This is a genomic window from Solwaraspora sp. WMMD1047 (assembly GCF_029626155.1).
In the GTDB taxonomy this organism is placed as follows: Bacteria; Actinomycetota; Actinomycetes; order Mycobacteriales; family Micromonosporaceae; genus WMMD1047.
In genome coordinates, this window is record NZ_JARUBL010000001.1 from 7,220,218 (window position 1) to 7,233,828 (window position 13,611).

Here is a 13,611-nt window from a genome sequence, read left to right on the forward strand (position 1 = left end):
AGGCTTATCATCAGCATTGTCAAGCGCACTGCTATCGGCGTGATCGAGTGCACTCTCATCGGCAGATCCGCACACACGCATCCGGCTCGGTTCATGATTGACTGCACGGAGGGTGAACGGGCTCCGGAGCTACAGCGGGGGCACGACCTCGATGAGCAGGTTGATGCGCGTGGCGGGCGGGGAGGCGCAGCGGAGCATAGGTCGGCTGGTCCTGTCGGGTCAGATGATGCCGGCGCGGATCGCGTGGGCGACGGCGTGAGCGCGGTTACGCAACTGGTGGCGGATGGCGTACGCGGCGAGGTCGCCCTTGACGGTGCGTTCCGACTGGTACAGCCGGGTCGCGATCTGAACGGTGGTGTGTCCCGCCGCGATCAGGCCCAGAACCTGCACCTGTCTGATGGTGCAGCCGGTCGATGTTCGCCCCGCGGGTCGCAGCACCGTGTGGTGCAGGTCGCGGGTGTGGTCGAGCAGGCCGCGCAGCAGGTCGGCGGGCAGGTCCGCATCCCCGGCCGCGGCCGCGGCTATCGCGTCGGCGAGCCGGCCGGCGGCAGGTGGTCGATGGTGTGGGCGTCCCGAGGGTCGGCACCGGCCGGTAAGGGGGCGTACGGGCCGTGGCCGGGGACGGGCTGACCGGCGGGAAAGGCGCCCACGAGTGCGGCGACCCGAGTCGCCCTGTCGGGGCGTGCGGCTACGGAGGTCATCTCGGTCTCTCAGGTGTGGGGCGTGGACGGGGGTGGCCGTCATCGGTCTGCGGGGTTTGGTGGAGTGCCCACCGCAGTTGCGGGCAGCCGGTCGGGTCGTCGGGACAGGTGGCGCATCGGGAGCCGTTGTCGTGCTGGGCGATGATGTGGCGGGCGGTCAGCACCAGCTCGACGCGACTCGCGCCGTCATCCATCCGCGTCATCGGCACCCCTTCTCGTCTCCTGGCCGGTCCTTCCCCGAGCCGGCGGTGGTGGTCGGTGTTGGACGCGGCCTGGGGGGTGGGCGGTCGGCCGTGGTGTTGCCGCTTGCCAGCGGGCGGCGGTGGGTCGCGTGCCGTGCTGGTGGCGGTGGCCGGGGTTGGCGGCGACGGCGCTGCCGGGCCGCCCGTTCGATGGCGATGGGGAGGTCACTGGGCGGGATTCGGCCGGCAGGGTTGGTGTGGCGTCGTCGCCGGTAGCGCCGGACCAGCGTCTTGGCCCCGGCTAGGACCTGGTTGTCGCCGTCGGGGTCGCGACGGAAGGTCAGCATGATCCGGGGCGTCCGCGAAGGTGTGGAGCTCGCAGACCTCCCACGTCGACCTGAGGCACCAACACCGACCGGGGTGGGTGAACGGCCTGTCGTGGATGGTCGCTCATGTCAGGTCCTGTTGGGTCAGGTGCCGGGCGACCTCACCGCAGAGGATGTCGGCGACCTCGACGAGGTCACCGGCCCGCTGGTGATCGGGGTGGGACCGGTGTGTGCGGGCCAGCGCGTGCCGGATGGTGGTGATCTCGCCGCGGGCAGCACGCAGGTCGGCGTGGATGGCGGCGATGACGGCGGACAACGGCCGGTCGTCGGGCCCGAGCCGGTCGGCTGCCCGCCGTTCGGCCCTCCGGTCGGCGGCGATGACGATCCGGTCGACGATCCAGACCGCGGCGGCGGCGCCGACGGCTGCGGCGGTGGCGAGGATCGGGTGCGGGACGAGGCTGGCGGCCACGACCGCGAGGGTGCACGCCCCGGCCCAGAGCGGCCCGGGCGTGATTTCCGGTAGCCGGGGGCCGGCCCGGCGCAGCAGCCGGCACGCCTCGTCGAGATTTCCAGCCGCCCGGTAGAGGGCGTTGCCGAGGCTTCCGCCCGGCACCGTCTGGTGGTCGATCGCGCGGGCCGCCCGCCGGTAGGCGGCATGCACCCGAGCGGCGGCCCGGGAGGCCGCGCGGGCCGCGGTCCGGGAAGCGCGACGCGACGGCCGGCTCACGCCGGCCCACCCCGACTGCGGGGCGCCGGGGCGGGGTTCCCGGGATCCTGGCCGGCGGCGCCGATGAGGGCGAGGCGTAACGGCCGGCCGGTGGCCGCGACCGCTGTCACGGTGGTCGCGGCCGACCCGCCGGGTCGGCACCGCGACGGGTGCGGGTCGGCGATCCGCAACGCCATCCGCATCGTCGGCGCGTCCACCCGCCGGCGCGCCCCGGCGGTCAGGGGCGGCCGGGTCAGGTCGGCCAGCCGGGCCAGCACCCGACCTGACGGGTCGCCGACCACGACGTCGGTGTGCAGGGTGCCGATCGCCGCCACGAGCGGGGGCCGACCATCCTTCGCCGGGCTGTCGCGCGGGGCGTTCACGGGGTGCGCTCCCGCCGAGGGTCGAGCCGGGTGTGCAGGTGGTGGTTGGTGAGGTCGCCGAAGGCGGCGCGGTGGCGGTCGACCAGCCGGGCGGTGTCGTCCAGCCGTGCCGTGCTGGTGGAGGTGCCCTCGCGGTAGAGCAGGTCCGCGTCGTGCGTGCTGTCGAACTCCAGCAGGACGAACGCGCCCAGCCGGCGCCATCTGTCGTAGTCGTCGTCGATGACGGTCACGCCGATGCGGGTGGTGCGGGTCAGGGCGTCGATGTGGGCCAGTTGCTGGCGCATCACCCGAGGGTGGCCGACGACCGGGCGGGTCAGTGCCCGCTCGGTGACGGCGATCCGGACGCGTCGGCTGGCCGCCAGGACCTGCTGTTGGCGTCGCATACGGGCCCGTACCCGGGCGTCGAGGTCCGCGTCGGTGACCGGATGCCGGGCGGTGGCGCGGATCAGGGCTCTGGCGTAGGCGTCGGTCTGCAGCAGGCCCGGTATGTGGCGGGGGTGGTAGCACAGGATGTGCCGCGCGTCGTCTTCGTAGCTCAGGCACTCCCGAAACGCCGGCGGGTAGAGCGGGCGGTAGGGGTCGGACCAGTGCGGTTGCCGGGCCAGCCGGGCCCACCCGGTGAGCTGGTCGACCTCGCCGGCATCGACGCCGTAGTAGGCGAGTAGCCGCTGCAGGATCTGTGGGCTGACACCGTGTCCACCCTGCTCGATGGCGGGCAGCCGGGTGGCCGGCCAGCCGAGGTCATGACCCACCGTCGCGGTTGACAGAAGCTTGCGGGTCCGTGCGTACCGCAGCGCTGTACGCAGGCGACGGCGAGCGGTCGCCCGCCCGATCACGGCGTCCGTCCTGTCCGACACGTCGCGGGTGTGCTGATGCGTTGCCGATGTGCCGCCGGTGCGGCGGCCGCGCGGGCAGCGACGACCCACCCGTCGGGTTCCGATGATGACGTGAGCACAACGATCCCTTCTCTCCTGCCGCGACTCCCTTCTTTCCTGCTGCGACGGCGACCGGGCGGCACCACCGCCGCACGCCGACGGCCTGGCCCGGGATGTGGCGGGGCGGTCATCGCCGCAGGCGCGGACGGGGAGGCCGGTGGTGACAGAGCCGCGCACCCATCGCGCTGGGGACACCAACGAGTCCGGGTCATCGTGGGCGCAGGATCTCGGTCACAGATGGGTCTTTCTGCTCGTTGTGGATGCCGGGCTGTTGCCTGTTGCCCGGCGTTTGAGGGCTGGGTGGGTCACCAGGTTGTTGCCTGTTGCCAGTCGACGGCTGTGGGTCGTCGGCCGCCGGTGGTGAGGAACTCGTGCAGGGCGCGGCGGATGTCGTCGAGGGTCACGGCGGCGTCGGCCGGGTACGGGGTGGCGCTGTCGATGTCGCGTCGCAGTACCACCGGCGACGGGCCGGGGCCGCGGGTGATCCACGGACCGGGCTGGCCGCTGGTGTCGGGGTCGCCGTAGTAGGACATGGCGCCGACGCCGTGGGCGGGGCAGACGTCGAGTTTGAGTCCGTGGTCGGGGACGCCGGCCGGGCCGGTGCGTGGCCGTTCCCGGATGAAGGCGGTGGGATTGTGCAGCAGCCGCGGTGCGGCGGCCAGGATTCGGTCGAACGCCCGGTCGACCTCCGCCGGATCCCCGGCGATGATCGGCCCCGTGTCATCGGCCTGCAGGGAGAACTCGACACTCAGGCTGCCCCTGGTGGCCTGATATGAAGTGCACCGGTGGGACTCCGATCGTGTTCGCACAGTGGATCACTTTCGGTATGGGATGGGCGGAAGGGGTGGCGGGCTGTCGGGTCTGTCATCAGGGCCCCGGCCCGCGGGCCGAGGCCCGGCGGGGTGGGCGCGCAGGTGGCAGGTCGGCGGCTCCGGTATCGGCGGTGGTGGGGGCCGGCGCGCAGATGGCGCGGACGCCCGGACCGCTGGGGCGCGGCTCGTCGGGCTGCCCGACCAGACCGCGTCGGCCCTGCCCGACGAGCAGGACGTACTCGACCACCGCCGGCGGGCCGACACCTGTCAGGTGCGGGTGCGGGCCGGTCAGCTGCTGCTCGGCGGCCAGCAGGTGTCCGCTGCCGGGGTGCAGGATCAGCCGGTGCCGGATCGGCGGCACCTCCAGCACCACCCCCAGCCCGGGCCGACCCAACCGGTCCACCACCCCGACCTGGTAAGTGAGCCCTCCAGTGGCGGCGAGGACCCGCAGCGCCGCCGCCCGGTCGGCGGATGGCAGGTCGAAGTGCAGATGCAGGAAGGTGAACTCGTCCACCGTCCGGGCCGGGTACGCCTCATCCAGGGACGGCCGGGCCGGCTCCGACACGCCGGGACACGGCCACGGCACGGTGCAGCCACCACCCAAGGCACCGGCCGGCAGGTCCTCCACCGTCGTCGTGGTGGTGGTGGTGGTGAACTCGGCGTCGCTGCTGCGGTAGCTCAGGTGGGCCGCGGCCAGCCGTTCGTCGGGGGTGGTGTGCCGGCTGATGATGCGTCCCGACCCGTCCGGGGCGGCCCACCGCCGCTGGTCCACCGCGACGGCCACCGTCAGATCTGGCCGCTCGGCGGGCCGGCCGGTGGTCGTCACCGACCACCGCCGCACATGGTGGAAGACCACCGACCCGTACGGACCCGGGTCGGGTGGGATCCGGTCAGCCAGCCGCAGCAGCGGATGACTGCCGCGGTAGAACAGGTCAGGGTCGGCGGTGTCGGCGGCCGTCACCGCGGCGGCGAGGACGACCGTGGCCGCGGCGGCGAGCACCCGCCGCACCGATGTGGAAGGTGTGGCGGTCATGGCCGGTGGGCCACCCCCGCGTACAGGGCGGTCTGCGGCCCGTCCGGGTCCGGTTCCGGATACCGGCGCGGCTGCCACCGCCGCACCGGAACGACCCCCGGCGCGAGGACCTCCCACCCGTCGCCGTCGAGCAGCCGGACCACGTCGGCGCGGGTGCGCGGGTACAGCGGCCCGTGCCCACCGCCCGGCCCGGTCAACGCGGTGAGCCGTTCGGCTACATCCGCGGGGAGATGGTCGTGGCTGTGGTGCGTCACCGCCATATAGCTGCCCGGCGCCAACGCGTCACGCAGCCGCGCCAGTGCCGGATACGGGACGGGTAGGAAATGCAGGACGCCGACCGCGAGCAGGGCGACCGGCTGGGCCAGATCCAACACCCCGAGTTGCGGGTGGTCGAGGATCGTCTCCGGGTCGTCAAGGTCGGCCAGGATGTGGCCGGTCGCGCCGGGACTGTGCATCAGCGCGCGGGCGTATGCCAGCACCAACGGGTCGTTGTCGACGTAGACCACCCGCGCCCCCGGCACGACCTGGCGGGCGACCTCATGCACGGTCGGCTCGTGCGGCAGGCCGCATCCGACATCCAGGAACTGGCTGACCCCCGCCTTAGCGAGGGCGGCCACGGCCCGGCGCAGGAAGCGCCTGTTCTCGATCGCGGCCGCGACAGCGCCGGGAAAGACCTCGGCGAGCGCGTGCGCCGAGCGCCGGTCAACGGCCTGGTTGTCCTTGCCACCCAGCAGGGCGTTGTAGCGGCGGGCCAGACTCAGCCGGCCGGACGGATCGCCGGTCAGCGCCCGGCCGGACGCAACGGGCCGCCGGGAACCCGGCGAGGTGTCGTTCACGGGGCCGACCGCACCTGAAGCATGGCGACCTCGCCGCCTCCCCCGCCGGTCCACCTGGCGCTGGCGGATTGGCGGGCGGTGACCGGGTTGGACCAGCCGGTGCTGCCCGGGCCGGGCAGATAGACGTGGTGGAGGGACCCGCCCGTCGGCCGGCCCGGCCAGCGGGGCGTGCCGGCCGGGCCGGCCGACGGGCGGGCAGGGGCACCAGGGCTGCAACCCCGGAGCCCGCCGGCGGCGGGCGCTGAACCCTCAAGGGCCACCGCCGCCGGACACATGAATCTTTCAGTCAATTGGGCTAGTGGGTAGGGGTGGTGTGCCGCCGGAGAGAGGGGATGCGGGGCGGCACACCACCGGACGCGCGACCGCGCACGCGGTGAAGGGATGCGGGGTCGGCGCCGCCCCCACCCGCACGCCGCGCCAGCAGACGACACGCACCAGGGGTGGGGAAGACGGGAACGGATCATGATCACGCGGCGATACCGAGCACGTCGAGGGTCTGGCGCGTGACCACCCTTCGGTCGACACGACTCGCCCAGCCGCGCTGGCTGCACGGGTGGGGTACGAGCAGCGCGTAGGCGGCACGGCAGTGGGTGCACATGCCCTGCTCGTCGGCGGTGTGCAGCACCAGGATCTCGGCAGCCGACGACGCGAGAGACGAGACCGATTCGGCCGCCGGTACGGGCGGCGTATCGGGGTGAACGGCGGGGGTGGACACGGCTTTCGTTCCTCTCGTAACAGTCGAGGGGTCTACTCGGGAGTCCCGGCGAGGTCGGAGACAGCCCCGAGGAGGATCAGCGCGACCACGGCGGTGGTGACGGCCCGGCTGAACCGGTAACGCAGCACCAGCCAGGTGGTACGGGGACTCGCCGCGTAAATGAGCGCGGCGACGAGCACGATGACGCCGAGGGCGGCGCCCGGGGCGTTCATGGTCGGCACCGGTAACCGGGGATGGTGAGGACGGCCCGGCCCCAGTGCGGCTGCGACAACGCCGGCTGGCTGTGGTGCAGCAGCCCGGCCTGGGTGTAGGAGGCCAGGAGCTGGCGTAGGCCGGCTCGGGTGGTGTGGACCTGCAGGAGTAGCTGGTGCAGGGCGGCGCGGTCCAGGTCGACCGCCGGTCCCGCCGGCGGGTCCGACTGGTCGCGCGGGTACACCCGTGGGGATGCGTGCTCGGCGAGCCAACGACCGAGGGCTGCGCGGCGACCGTGTGGCAGGCAGATCAGGGTCTGGGTGCGCCACACGGCCAGGTAGGTGGCATGGTCGGCGGTGTCGAGCGGGTGCGTGAGGCCGTCTACCGCCAGGGCCGTGGCGATCTCGACGTCGTTGACGGGCCGGCGGGTACCGGCCGCCGGCCCGGAAATCACATCGCAGATCCAGCCACCGTGAAAGGGACGCACCGGGGTGACGATCCAGCCACGGTGCAGGTAGAGCCACGTCCCACCAGCATCCTCCGCCGATCGCAGCCGGGGCTGCGACCGCAGATAGTGCAGGGCATACGCGAGGCTGGGATCGGGTCGCGGCAGCGCGTACGGGCTGGTCATGGCGTGGTCCTTGTCCGGGTCCTGTGCGAACGGGTGCGCGGAACGCGAGCTGTAGGAGATGGCACCGACGGCGGCGAGGTAGGCGGTCGGGCGGCGGCCAGGTCGGTGACGAACTCGTCGATCTGGTCTCCGGTGGTGCCGGGCATGCACACGATGTGAGCGGTCTGGCCGTCGCTGGCCAGGACCCACTTCGCGAGCACCGAAGGTGGGGGTTCGGCCAAGGTGACGGTGAACGCGTGCGGGAGGAGCTGGGTGGGCCAGCCGATCCCCCGCAACCGGCCGTGGGTATAGGCGGCGAGGTCGCGCGAGGCCTGCGCGCGCCGGCGGAGTCCGTCAACGCCGAGGGTGGTCAGCGCCCACCACAGCAGCAGCGGCGTGTGCCCGGAACGGGAACCGGTGATGGTCGTGTCAGCGGAGCCCGTGTAGGCGATCCGTCCACCGGCGGGAAGGTGGGGCGCGGTGGCGTACACAAGCACCCCACACGGCACGAGCGTGGACAGGAACTTATGCCCGGAGACGACCATGCTGGTGGCGCCCGAGCCGAACCCGAACGCCGGGCGGGTCTCGGGGGGCAGCAGGGCCAGCGGAATGCCGGACAGGGCGGCGTCGACGTGGATCCGGCGGCGGGCCACGGCCAGGTCGTCGCAGGCGGCGGCGATGGCCCCGACGTCATCGACGGCTTCGGTCATCGTGGTGCCCGCCGTGGCGACCACCATCGCCGGGCGGTCCCGGCGGCGGGCAATCTCCCCCGCCAGGTCGGCCACGTCGATCCGGCCGGTGGGATCGGTACGGACCATCACCAACGGCAGCTTCAACAGCCGGGCGCCCTTGGCGACCGAATAATGGGCCGCAGCGGAGGTGTAGACGACCAGGTCCGGGTAGCGCTGCCACGCCTCATCCAAGGCGTGCAGGGTGCCCTCCGTCGAGCCGGTCGTGACATACCCCCAGGCGCCGGCCGGGGCACCCAGGATGTCGGCGACCGTCGTCACGACCTGCTGCTCCAGCTGCTTGGTGTGGTTACGGCCACGGCCGACATCGAACGGGTCGCCGATGTTGTTCAACAACTGCCCGGTCAGCACCTCCGCCAGGCCCATGAAGGTGAGGTCGGTGGCGCCGGGAAAGCCGATGTCGTAGCGGCGGTTCTCCCGCGCTGCGGCGAGCAGGTCCGCGACGACCGCCTCGGGTCCGGTCAGGCCGTGGACGGCGGGTGCGGTCACGGCTGCCTCCGCCGTGATCGTGGATCATGTCCCCGCCCCGCCGACGGGGTGCCCTGGCTGCTGCGGGCGTGGTCGGCCCGCGACAGGTTGTCGTTGAGTTCCGTCATCCACCGCAGCACAGTGCGGTGGTCCGGGTCGGCGATGAGGTCATCGACGGGGACGACGTTGTATGTGTAGGGGGCGTCGATCATTGACCAGCTCAGCGCGTGGGTGGTGTGCACGGTCATGGTGTTGAACTCGGGCAGACCGCGCCGGTCGACGGTGATCGTGGTCGTGTCGGTCATCACGATGCGGACCAGGCCGGGTAGATCGGCGTACCCGTTGACCCGTTCGCGGGCCTGCTCCCAGGAGCCGGTGTGGGTGTCCAGGCTCGACACGGCCAGCCCGACGTACCAGGCGTCGGCGGCCATCTGCGGGTCTACCCGGTCGGCCAGGTCTCGACGCGGGTCATACGGTGTGCCGCCGCGCTGGTGCGTGACCACCTCGTTGAGCCGGAACAACAACCGGGGCAGGTCCGCCGCCTCCGGGCCTGCCAGCCACAACCGGGTCGCCGCGCGCACGGCCAGCCATCCCGGCCGGGCGGGCTGCGCGTAGAGGAACGCCAGCGCGTAGGGGGCGATCGGGTCGCTGTAGCGACGTTGCCAGGCGTGCATCGCGTGCTGCACGTTCATTCTCCGCAGCCGGTCGATGGCCTGCACCCGCAGGTTCGTGTCCCGTTTGAGGGCCTGTTGCCGGGCCGCGAAATCATCCGCCGCGCCCGGCGTCGCGGCCTCGTGCCGGGCGTACCCGGCCGTTTCCGCCATCACCTCGTCACACCTCCAACTCGGCCAGGCGCTGGTCCCGCACGGTCAACGCGTCCGGAGTGCCGTGGCCGAGCCGCTGGTAGACCTCAGGATCGGCGCGGCGTAGCCACTGCCCCCGGGCCAGGCCGACCAGCCCGGCGCCCGCCACCAGAGCCGGTACCAGCCACGGCAGCGGCGAACCCGGCGCGGCGCCCAGCAGTGATGCCAGGTTGCCGGCCATGAACACCAACACCAGGAACCCCACCACCGCCCCGACGCCGGGAAACGCCTGCCGGACCCATACCGACTCGTTGGCTCCCCGGCCGGCGGCGAAGAACCCCAGCGCGGCCACCGACGCCACCGTCAACAGCAGCAGAATCGACACCGCGCCGATCGTCGAGCACCACACGAACAAGGTCATCGGATCAGCGCCGGCCACTACGAAGCCCGTCACCACCGCGGCGGCGGTCACGGACTGGACCATCGAGCCGCCCAACGGCGCACCGCCCCGCGCGCCGCCGCTGACCGCGGCCATCGCCACCGGCAGGACGCGCTCCCGCGCCAACGCGAACACATACCGGGCCACCGCCAAGTGGAACGCCACCATCGCCGCTACGACACTGGTCACCAGCAACAGGGTCGCCAACGTGCCCACACCCGCGCCGAACACCCGCTCCAACACCGCGAACGGCCCCCGCGTCGGGTCCGCCGCCGCTTCCGCCACCGACCCCGGTCCCACGGCCGTCGCGTACGCCCACGCCGACAGGCAATAGAACAGACCCAGGAACAGAATCGCGCCGAACGTCGCCCTAGCCACCGCCCGCGGCGTGCGGGACTCCTCCGAGAACGCCAGTGGTGTCTCCGCGCCGGCGAACGCGGCCATCCCGAACGCCAAGGCACCGGAGACACCGGCCGTCGCCAGACCCGACGGGGCGAACGCCTCCAGACTCACCCCACCGGTGGCCGGATTCGACAACGCGGCGACATCGAACAACACGATCGTGGCCAACTCCACCGCCAACAGGGCGCCGAGTACCCGCGCGTTCGCCGCTCCCCGGACCCGACCCAACACCGCCACGACCAGCCACACCACCGCCGCCCACACCCACCACACGCCACCGGCCAGCCCCGCCAACGTGGCGCCGATCAGGCCAAACAGCGAGATCTGGATCGTGTTGTAACCCAGCAACGCCACCGCTGCGCCAGCCACCCCGAGCATCGGGCTCAACCCCCGCGCGAACTGGGCGTAGAACGGAGCGGAGTGCGGCACGTGCCGTGCCATCGCCACATAACCCACCGCCAGCAGCCCCAACGCCACCATGATCACCAGAAAGGACAGCGGCACACCGACCACACCCGTCAAGGCGTACGTCGACACGATCCCCCCGACCAACACGGTCAACGGAGAGCTCGCCCCCACACCGAACACCCACAAAGCGCCGCCACCGAGCGTGCGCCGCGCTAACGTCACCTGACTCACGCCGCCTTCACCCACTCCGCCGCGACCTGCGCGCGAGGGCAGTCAGGAGACTTGCAATCTCGGCGTTGCCGGCCGTGCACCCTGAAGTCATTCGCGCTGATGCACACCACCGACAACTCGGGTCGCATCGGGCCGGGCCGCCAGAAATCCCGATCGCCTTCCTTCTGGCGGTGTGCGCCCGCTTCAGTGTCACGAGCTCGAACGAACTCGTGTGTGCCGTCCGGCCAATCACGGCGCACCGCCCACCGCACCCGGAAGGAACCATCGACCGGCCTGGCCCCGTACCACCGATCGGCGGCCGGGCCCGAACCCGCAGGCCGTACCAGGTCACACCTCTCGACAGACCGCTCACGACGTCCTCCCAGAACTGCTCGGGCATTACCAAATAGTTGGCTTGCCAGCGACGATGGACGGCGCTCCTGTGAAGTCCTCGCGCACTTATCGACTCGGCGAAAGCGGGCCAGACCGAACACGCCACTTGGTGTTTCTCTGTGCTCGGCCGCGCCCGTAAATTGGTCCGGACCAAGTCGCCGCAGGCTGTCTACAACCATTGGTGATGATCCTCGGGCGTAGTGGGAACGCCGGGAACACCACCATGTACCAGTCTTGTCCGGGTCTTGTACTCCTCACCGCCGCAGGCCCGGACTACGCTGAGGTGGCCTTTGTGTAATGCATGGTCAACAAGCCTGGGAGATGTTCAGTGACGACGGTCGTCAAGTGGTCCGGCCGCGAGACACGGGCCTTGCGGGAGGCGCGGCGGATGAGCGTGCGCGCCTTCGCTGCCCATCTCGGCGTGGCGGTCTCCTCCGTGACGAACTGGGAACACAGCGGCGAGGGCATCCGGCTGCGGGACGAAACCCAGGAGATTCTCGACCGGGACCTCAGCCGGGCCAGCGATGACGTCCGTGAACGTTTCGAGGCCATGCTCGCTGGTCCTGTAGCTGGCGTGATCGCGGCTGGAGCGTCGGACGGTGCTCGGCGTTTGGAGTACGCCATGGCTCACCCGAGCCGAGCCGACTTGATCACGGTCTCCTACCTGCGTGAGCAGTTGGCCGACCTCGATGCTGCATACGATCGTGAGCCGTCAGCGGCTCTGCTCGGTCCCACCGCCGAGCGACATGGACAGATTGCCTTCCTCCGTCTCCACGCCAGCAACGGCCGCGTGCAGCATGAGCTACTGGGTGCCTTCGCCGAGTCCGGCATCCTGATGGGCCAGCTGGTTTGGGACGCGTCGCTACGTCGAGATCACGCCTCGTCGCTGTCGTACTTCGCCGCCGCCGCCGACGCCGCTACCGAATGTGGCGACCGCATCTTGAACGCTCGCGCGCAGCTGCGCAGCAGCCTCGTCGCCCTGTACGGACAGCAAGATCCCGTGACCGGGCTCGAGATGGCGGCCCAAGCGGCGGCGACAAGTCACACCGCCAGTAACGCGCTCACCGGCTTGGCTCTGCTGCATGTGGCCGAAGCCCACGCCATGCGTCAACACGCGCGCTCGTGCGAGGACGCCCTGCACGCGGCCGACACCCATATCGGGAAAGTGAATGGCAGCGACGGAGCAGCGCTACTACTCGCCCCGTTCGACGTAAGCCGGATGGCCGGCTCCTGCTACCTCCACCTGAACGACGCGCCCAAAGCGGCGCTCCTGCTCGCCGAAACGCTGCAATACGCCGGCCAGACCAAGGCGGCCGCGGTCGCCGCCGCCAACCTCGCCTTATCCTTCACCCGCCAGCACAAGATCGATGAAGCGGTCGGCAGCCTGCACCGCGCGATCGACATTGTCGACGCGACCCGTGGCGGCGGCGGACTGACCGTCGCGTTCACCGCCGGCCGGGCGCTCAACCCATGGCGGCACGACCCGGCCGTCCAACTCGCCCAAGACCGGCTGCTCGCGCTAATGGCCACCTAAGGAGCCGCACCGTGTCCAACGCCGACCCATCGGCCCAGCGGGCCAAACAGGCCATCCGAGAGCACATTTGGTCACTGCTGGAACGCCACCTCGCCGTCGAGCCCGGCGTCTCCGGCCACATCCCGGCCTTCTTCGGCGCGGACACCGCAGCCGAACTCCTGACCACACTGCCGCCGTGGAAGTCAGCCCGGGTGATCAAGGCAAACCCTGACAGGGCACAGCTCCCCGCTCGCGTTCACGCGCTGGAGAACGGCAAGACCGTCTACATGGCGATACCCAACCTCGCCACCGTCCAGCCGTTCTATCTGCTGGATCCCGCCACCCTGCCGCCGCCAGTCGCTCAGGCGGCCGCGCACCAGGTCGCGGCCACCCTCGCCCACACCGTCACCATTGACGCCATGCCCACCCTCGACTTGGTGGTCTGCGGCAGCGTCGCCGTCAACGCCGACGGCGCCCGGGTCGGCAAGGGAGCCGGCTACTCAGACCTCGAACTCGCCCTACTTGCCGAGGCAGGCCTCATCGGCTCGCACACCATCATCGTGACGACCGTCCACCCCATCCAGATCGTCAACGGATCATTACCCGAGACACCACACGACTTCCGCGTAGACGCGATCATCACTCCCGAGACGATCATCACCTGCCCGCCTGTTCGCCGACCCGATGGAGTGCTCTGGGACCATCTCACCCCTGAGAAGATCGCCACCATCCCCGTACTGGCAAGTCGTGCGCTCCACCGGAACGAGCACAAGACAGAGTAGGGAGGCTGAGCAG

15 protein-coding genes are annotated in these 13,611 nt (G+C 71.3%); 2 read left to right on the forward strand and 13 right to left on the reverse strand.

The features are described from left to right. Positions 1 to 219 precede the first annotated feature (219 nt). The 13 genes from O7627_RS33030 to O7627_RS33090 all read right to left on the reverse strand — a co-directional run bounded on the left by O7627_RS33030 (position 220) and on the right by O7627_RS33090 (position 10,946). On the reverse strand, positions 220 to 390 hold the full coding sequence (locus O7627_RS33030; RefSeq protein WP_278097340.1) for a LuxR C-terminal-related transcriptional regulator: 171 nt from the start codon (positions 388 to 390) through the stop codon (positions 220 to 222). A 943-nt stretch (positions 391 to 1,333) separates the two neighbouring features. After that, positions 1,334 to 1,936, reverse strand: a complete 603-nt coding sequence (locus tag O7627_RS33035; protein WP_278097341.1) for a hypothetical protein — start codon at positions 1,934 to 1,936, stop codon at positions 1,334 to 1,336. Beyond that, positions 1,933 to 2,298: a hypothetical protein gene (locus O7627_RS33040; RefSeq protein WP_278097342.1), complete on the reverse strand. Its 366-nt coding sequence runs from the start codon at positions 2,296 to 2,298 to the stop codon at positions 1,933 to 1,935. The genes O7627_RS33035 and O7627_RS33040 overlap by 4 nt, the downstream gene beginning before the upstream one ends. After that, positions 2,295 to 3,428, reverse strand: coding sequence for a DUF5753 domain-containing protein (locus O7627_RS33045; RefSeq protein WP_347404696.1), 1,134 nt, complete (start codon positions 3,426 to 3,428; stop codon positions 2,295 to 2,297). Before O7627_RS33045 ends, O7627_RS33040 begins: the two co-directional genes overlap by 4 nt. 110 nt (positions 3,429 to 3,538) lie before the next feature. Continuing rightward, the gene (locus tag O7627_RS33050; RefSeq protein WP_278097343.1) at positions 3,539 to 4,042 is read right to left on the reverse strand and encodes an Imm1 family immunity protein; all 504 of its coding nucleotides are present in this window, start codon (positions 4,040 to 4,042) and stop codon (positions 3,539 to 3,541) included. 58 nt (positions 4,043 to 4,100) lie between these two features. After that, positions 4,101 to 5,078 (reverse strand): hypothetical protein, encoded by a 978-nt coding sequence (locus O7627_RS33055; protein ID WP_278097344.1) that lies wholly within the window; start codon positions 5,076 to 5,078, stop codon positions 4,101 to 4,103. After that, a complete protein-coding gene (locus O7627_RS33060; RefSeq protein ID WP_278097345.1) occupies positions 5,075 to 5,914 on the reverse strand; it encodes an SAM-dependent methyltransferase in 840 nt (279 codons plus the stop codon). The genes O7627_RS33055 and O7627_RS33060 overlap by 4 nt, the downstream gene beginning before the upstream one ends. Before the next feature lie 466 nt (positions 5,915 to 6,380). Continuing rightward, entirely contained in the window at positions 6,381 to 6,629 is a 249-nt protein-coding gene (locus O7627_RS33065; RefSeq protein ID WP_278097346.1) for a hypothetical protein, read from the reverse strand. A gap of 32 nt (positions 6,630 to 6,661) precedes the next feature. Next, complete coding sequence (locus O7627_RS33070) at positions 6,662 to 6,841, reverse strand: hypothetical protein (protein WP_278097347.1); 180 nt, start codon at positions 6,839 to 6,841, stop codon at positions 6,662 to 6,664. Next, positions 6,838 to 7,452, reverse strand: a complete 615-nt coding sequence (locus tag O7627_RS33075; RefSeq protein WP_278097348.1) for a hypothetical protein — start codon at positions 7,450 to 7,452, stop codon at positions 6,838 to 6,840. The genes O7627_RS33070 and O7627_RS33075 overlap by 4 nt, the downstream gene beginning before the upstream one ends. Next, positions 7,449 to 8,669 (reverse strand): pyridoxal-dependent decarboxylase, encoded by a 1,221-nt coding sequence (locus O7627_RS33080; protein ID WP_278097349.1) that lies wholly within the window; start codon positions 8,667 to 8,669, stop codon positions 7,449 to 7,451. The genes O7627_RS33075 and O7627_RS33080 overlap by 4 nt, the downstream gene beginning before the upstream one ends. Next, positions 8,666 to 9,475, reverse strand: coding sequence for a hypothetical protein (locus O7627_RS33085; protein ID WP_278097350.1), 810 nt, complete (start codon positions 9,473 to 9,475; stop codon positions 8,666 to 8,668). Before O7627_RS33085 ends, O7627_RS33080 begins: the two co-directional genes overlap by 4 nt. 4 nt (positions 9,476 to 9,479) lie before the next feature. After that, the gene (locus O7627_RS33090; RefSeq protein ID WP_347404697.1) at positions 9,480 to 10,946 is read right to left on the reverse strand and encodes an amino acid permease; all 1,467 of its coding nucleotides are present in this window, start codon (positions 10,944 to 10,946) and stop codon (positions 9,480 to 9,482) included. Between the two features lie 685 nt (positions 10,947 to 11,631). Between O7627_RS33090 and O7627_RS33095 the strand changes: the two genes are divergently transcribed. Both O7627_RS33095 and O7627_RS33100 read left to right on the forward strand, forming a co-directional pair. After that, positions 11,632 to 12,837 (forward strand): helix-turn-helix transcriptional regulator, encoded by a 1,206-nt coding sequence (locus tag O7627_RS33095; protein WP_278097352.1) that lies wholly within the window; start codon positions 11,632 to 11,634, stop codon positions 12,835 to 12,837. Positions 12,838 to 12,848: 11 nt separating this feature from the next. Beyond that, a complete protein-coding gene (locus O7627_RS33100) occupies positions 12,849 to 13,598 on the forward strand; it encodes a 5-formyltetrahydrofolate cyclo-ligase (RefSeq protein WP_278097353.1) in 750 nt (249 codons plus the stop codon). Positions 13,599 to 13,611: the final 13 nt, after the last annotated feature.

Bases quoted from the DNA above. Each gene is read 5' to 3' on its own strand.
- O7627_RS33055 (WP_278097344.1), bottom strand. From the start codon at position 5,078: ATGACCGCCACACCTTCCACATCGGTGCGGCGGGTGCTCGCCGCCGCG.
- O7627_RS33070 (WP_278097347.1), bottom strand. From the start codon at position 6,841: ATGAACGCCCCGGGCGCCGCCCTCGGCGTCATCGTGCTCGTCGCCGCG.
- O7627_RS33075 (WP_278097348.1), bottom strand. From the start codon at position 7,452: ATGACCAGCCCGTACGCGCTGCCGCGACCCGATCCCAGCCTCGCGTAT.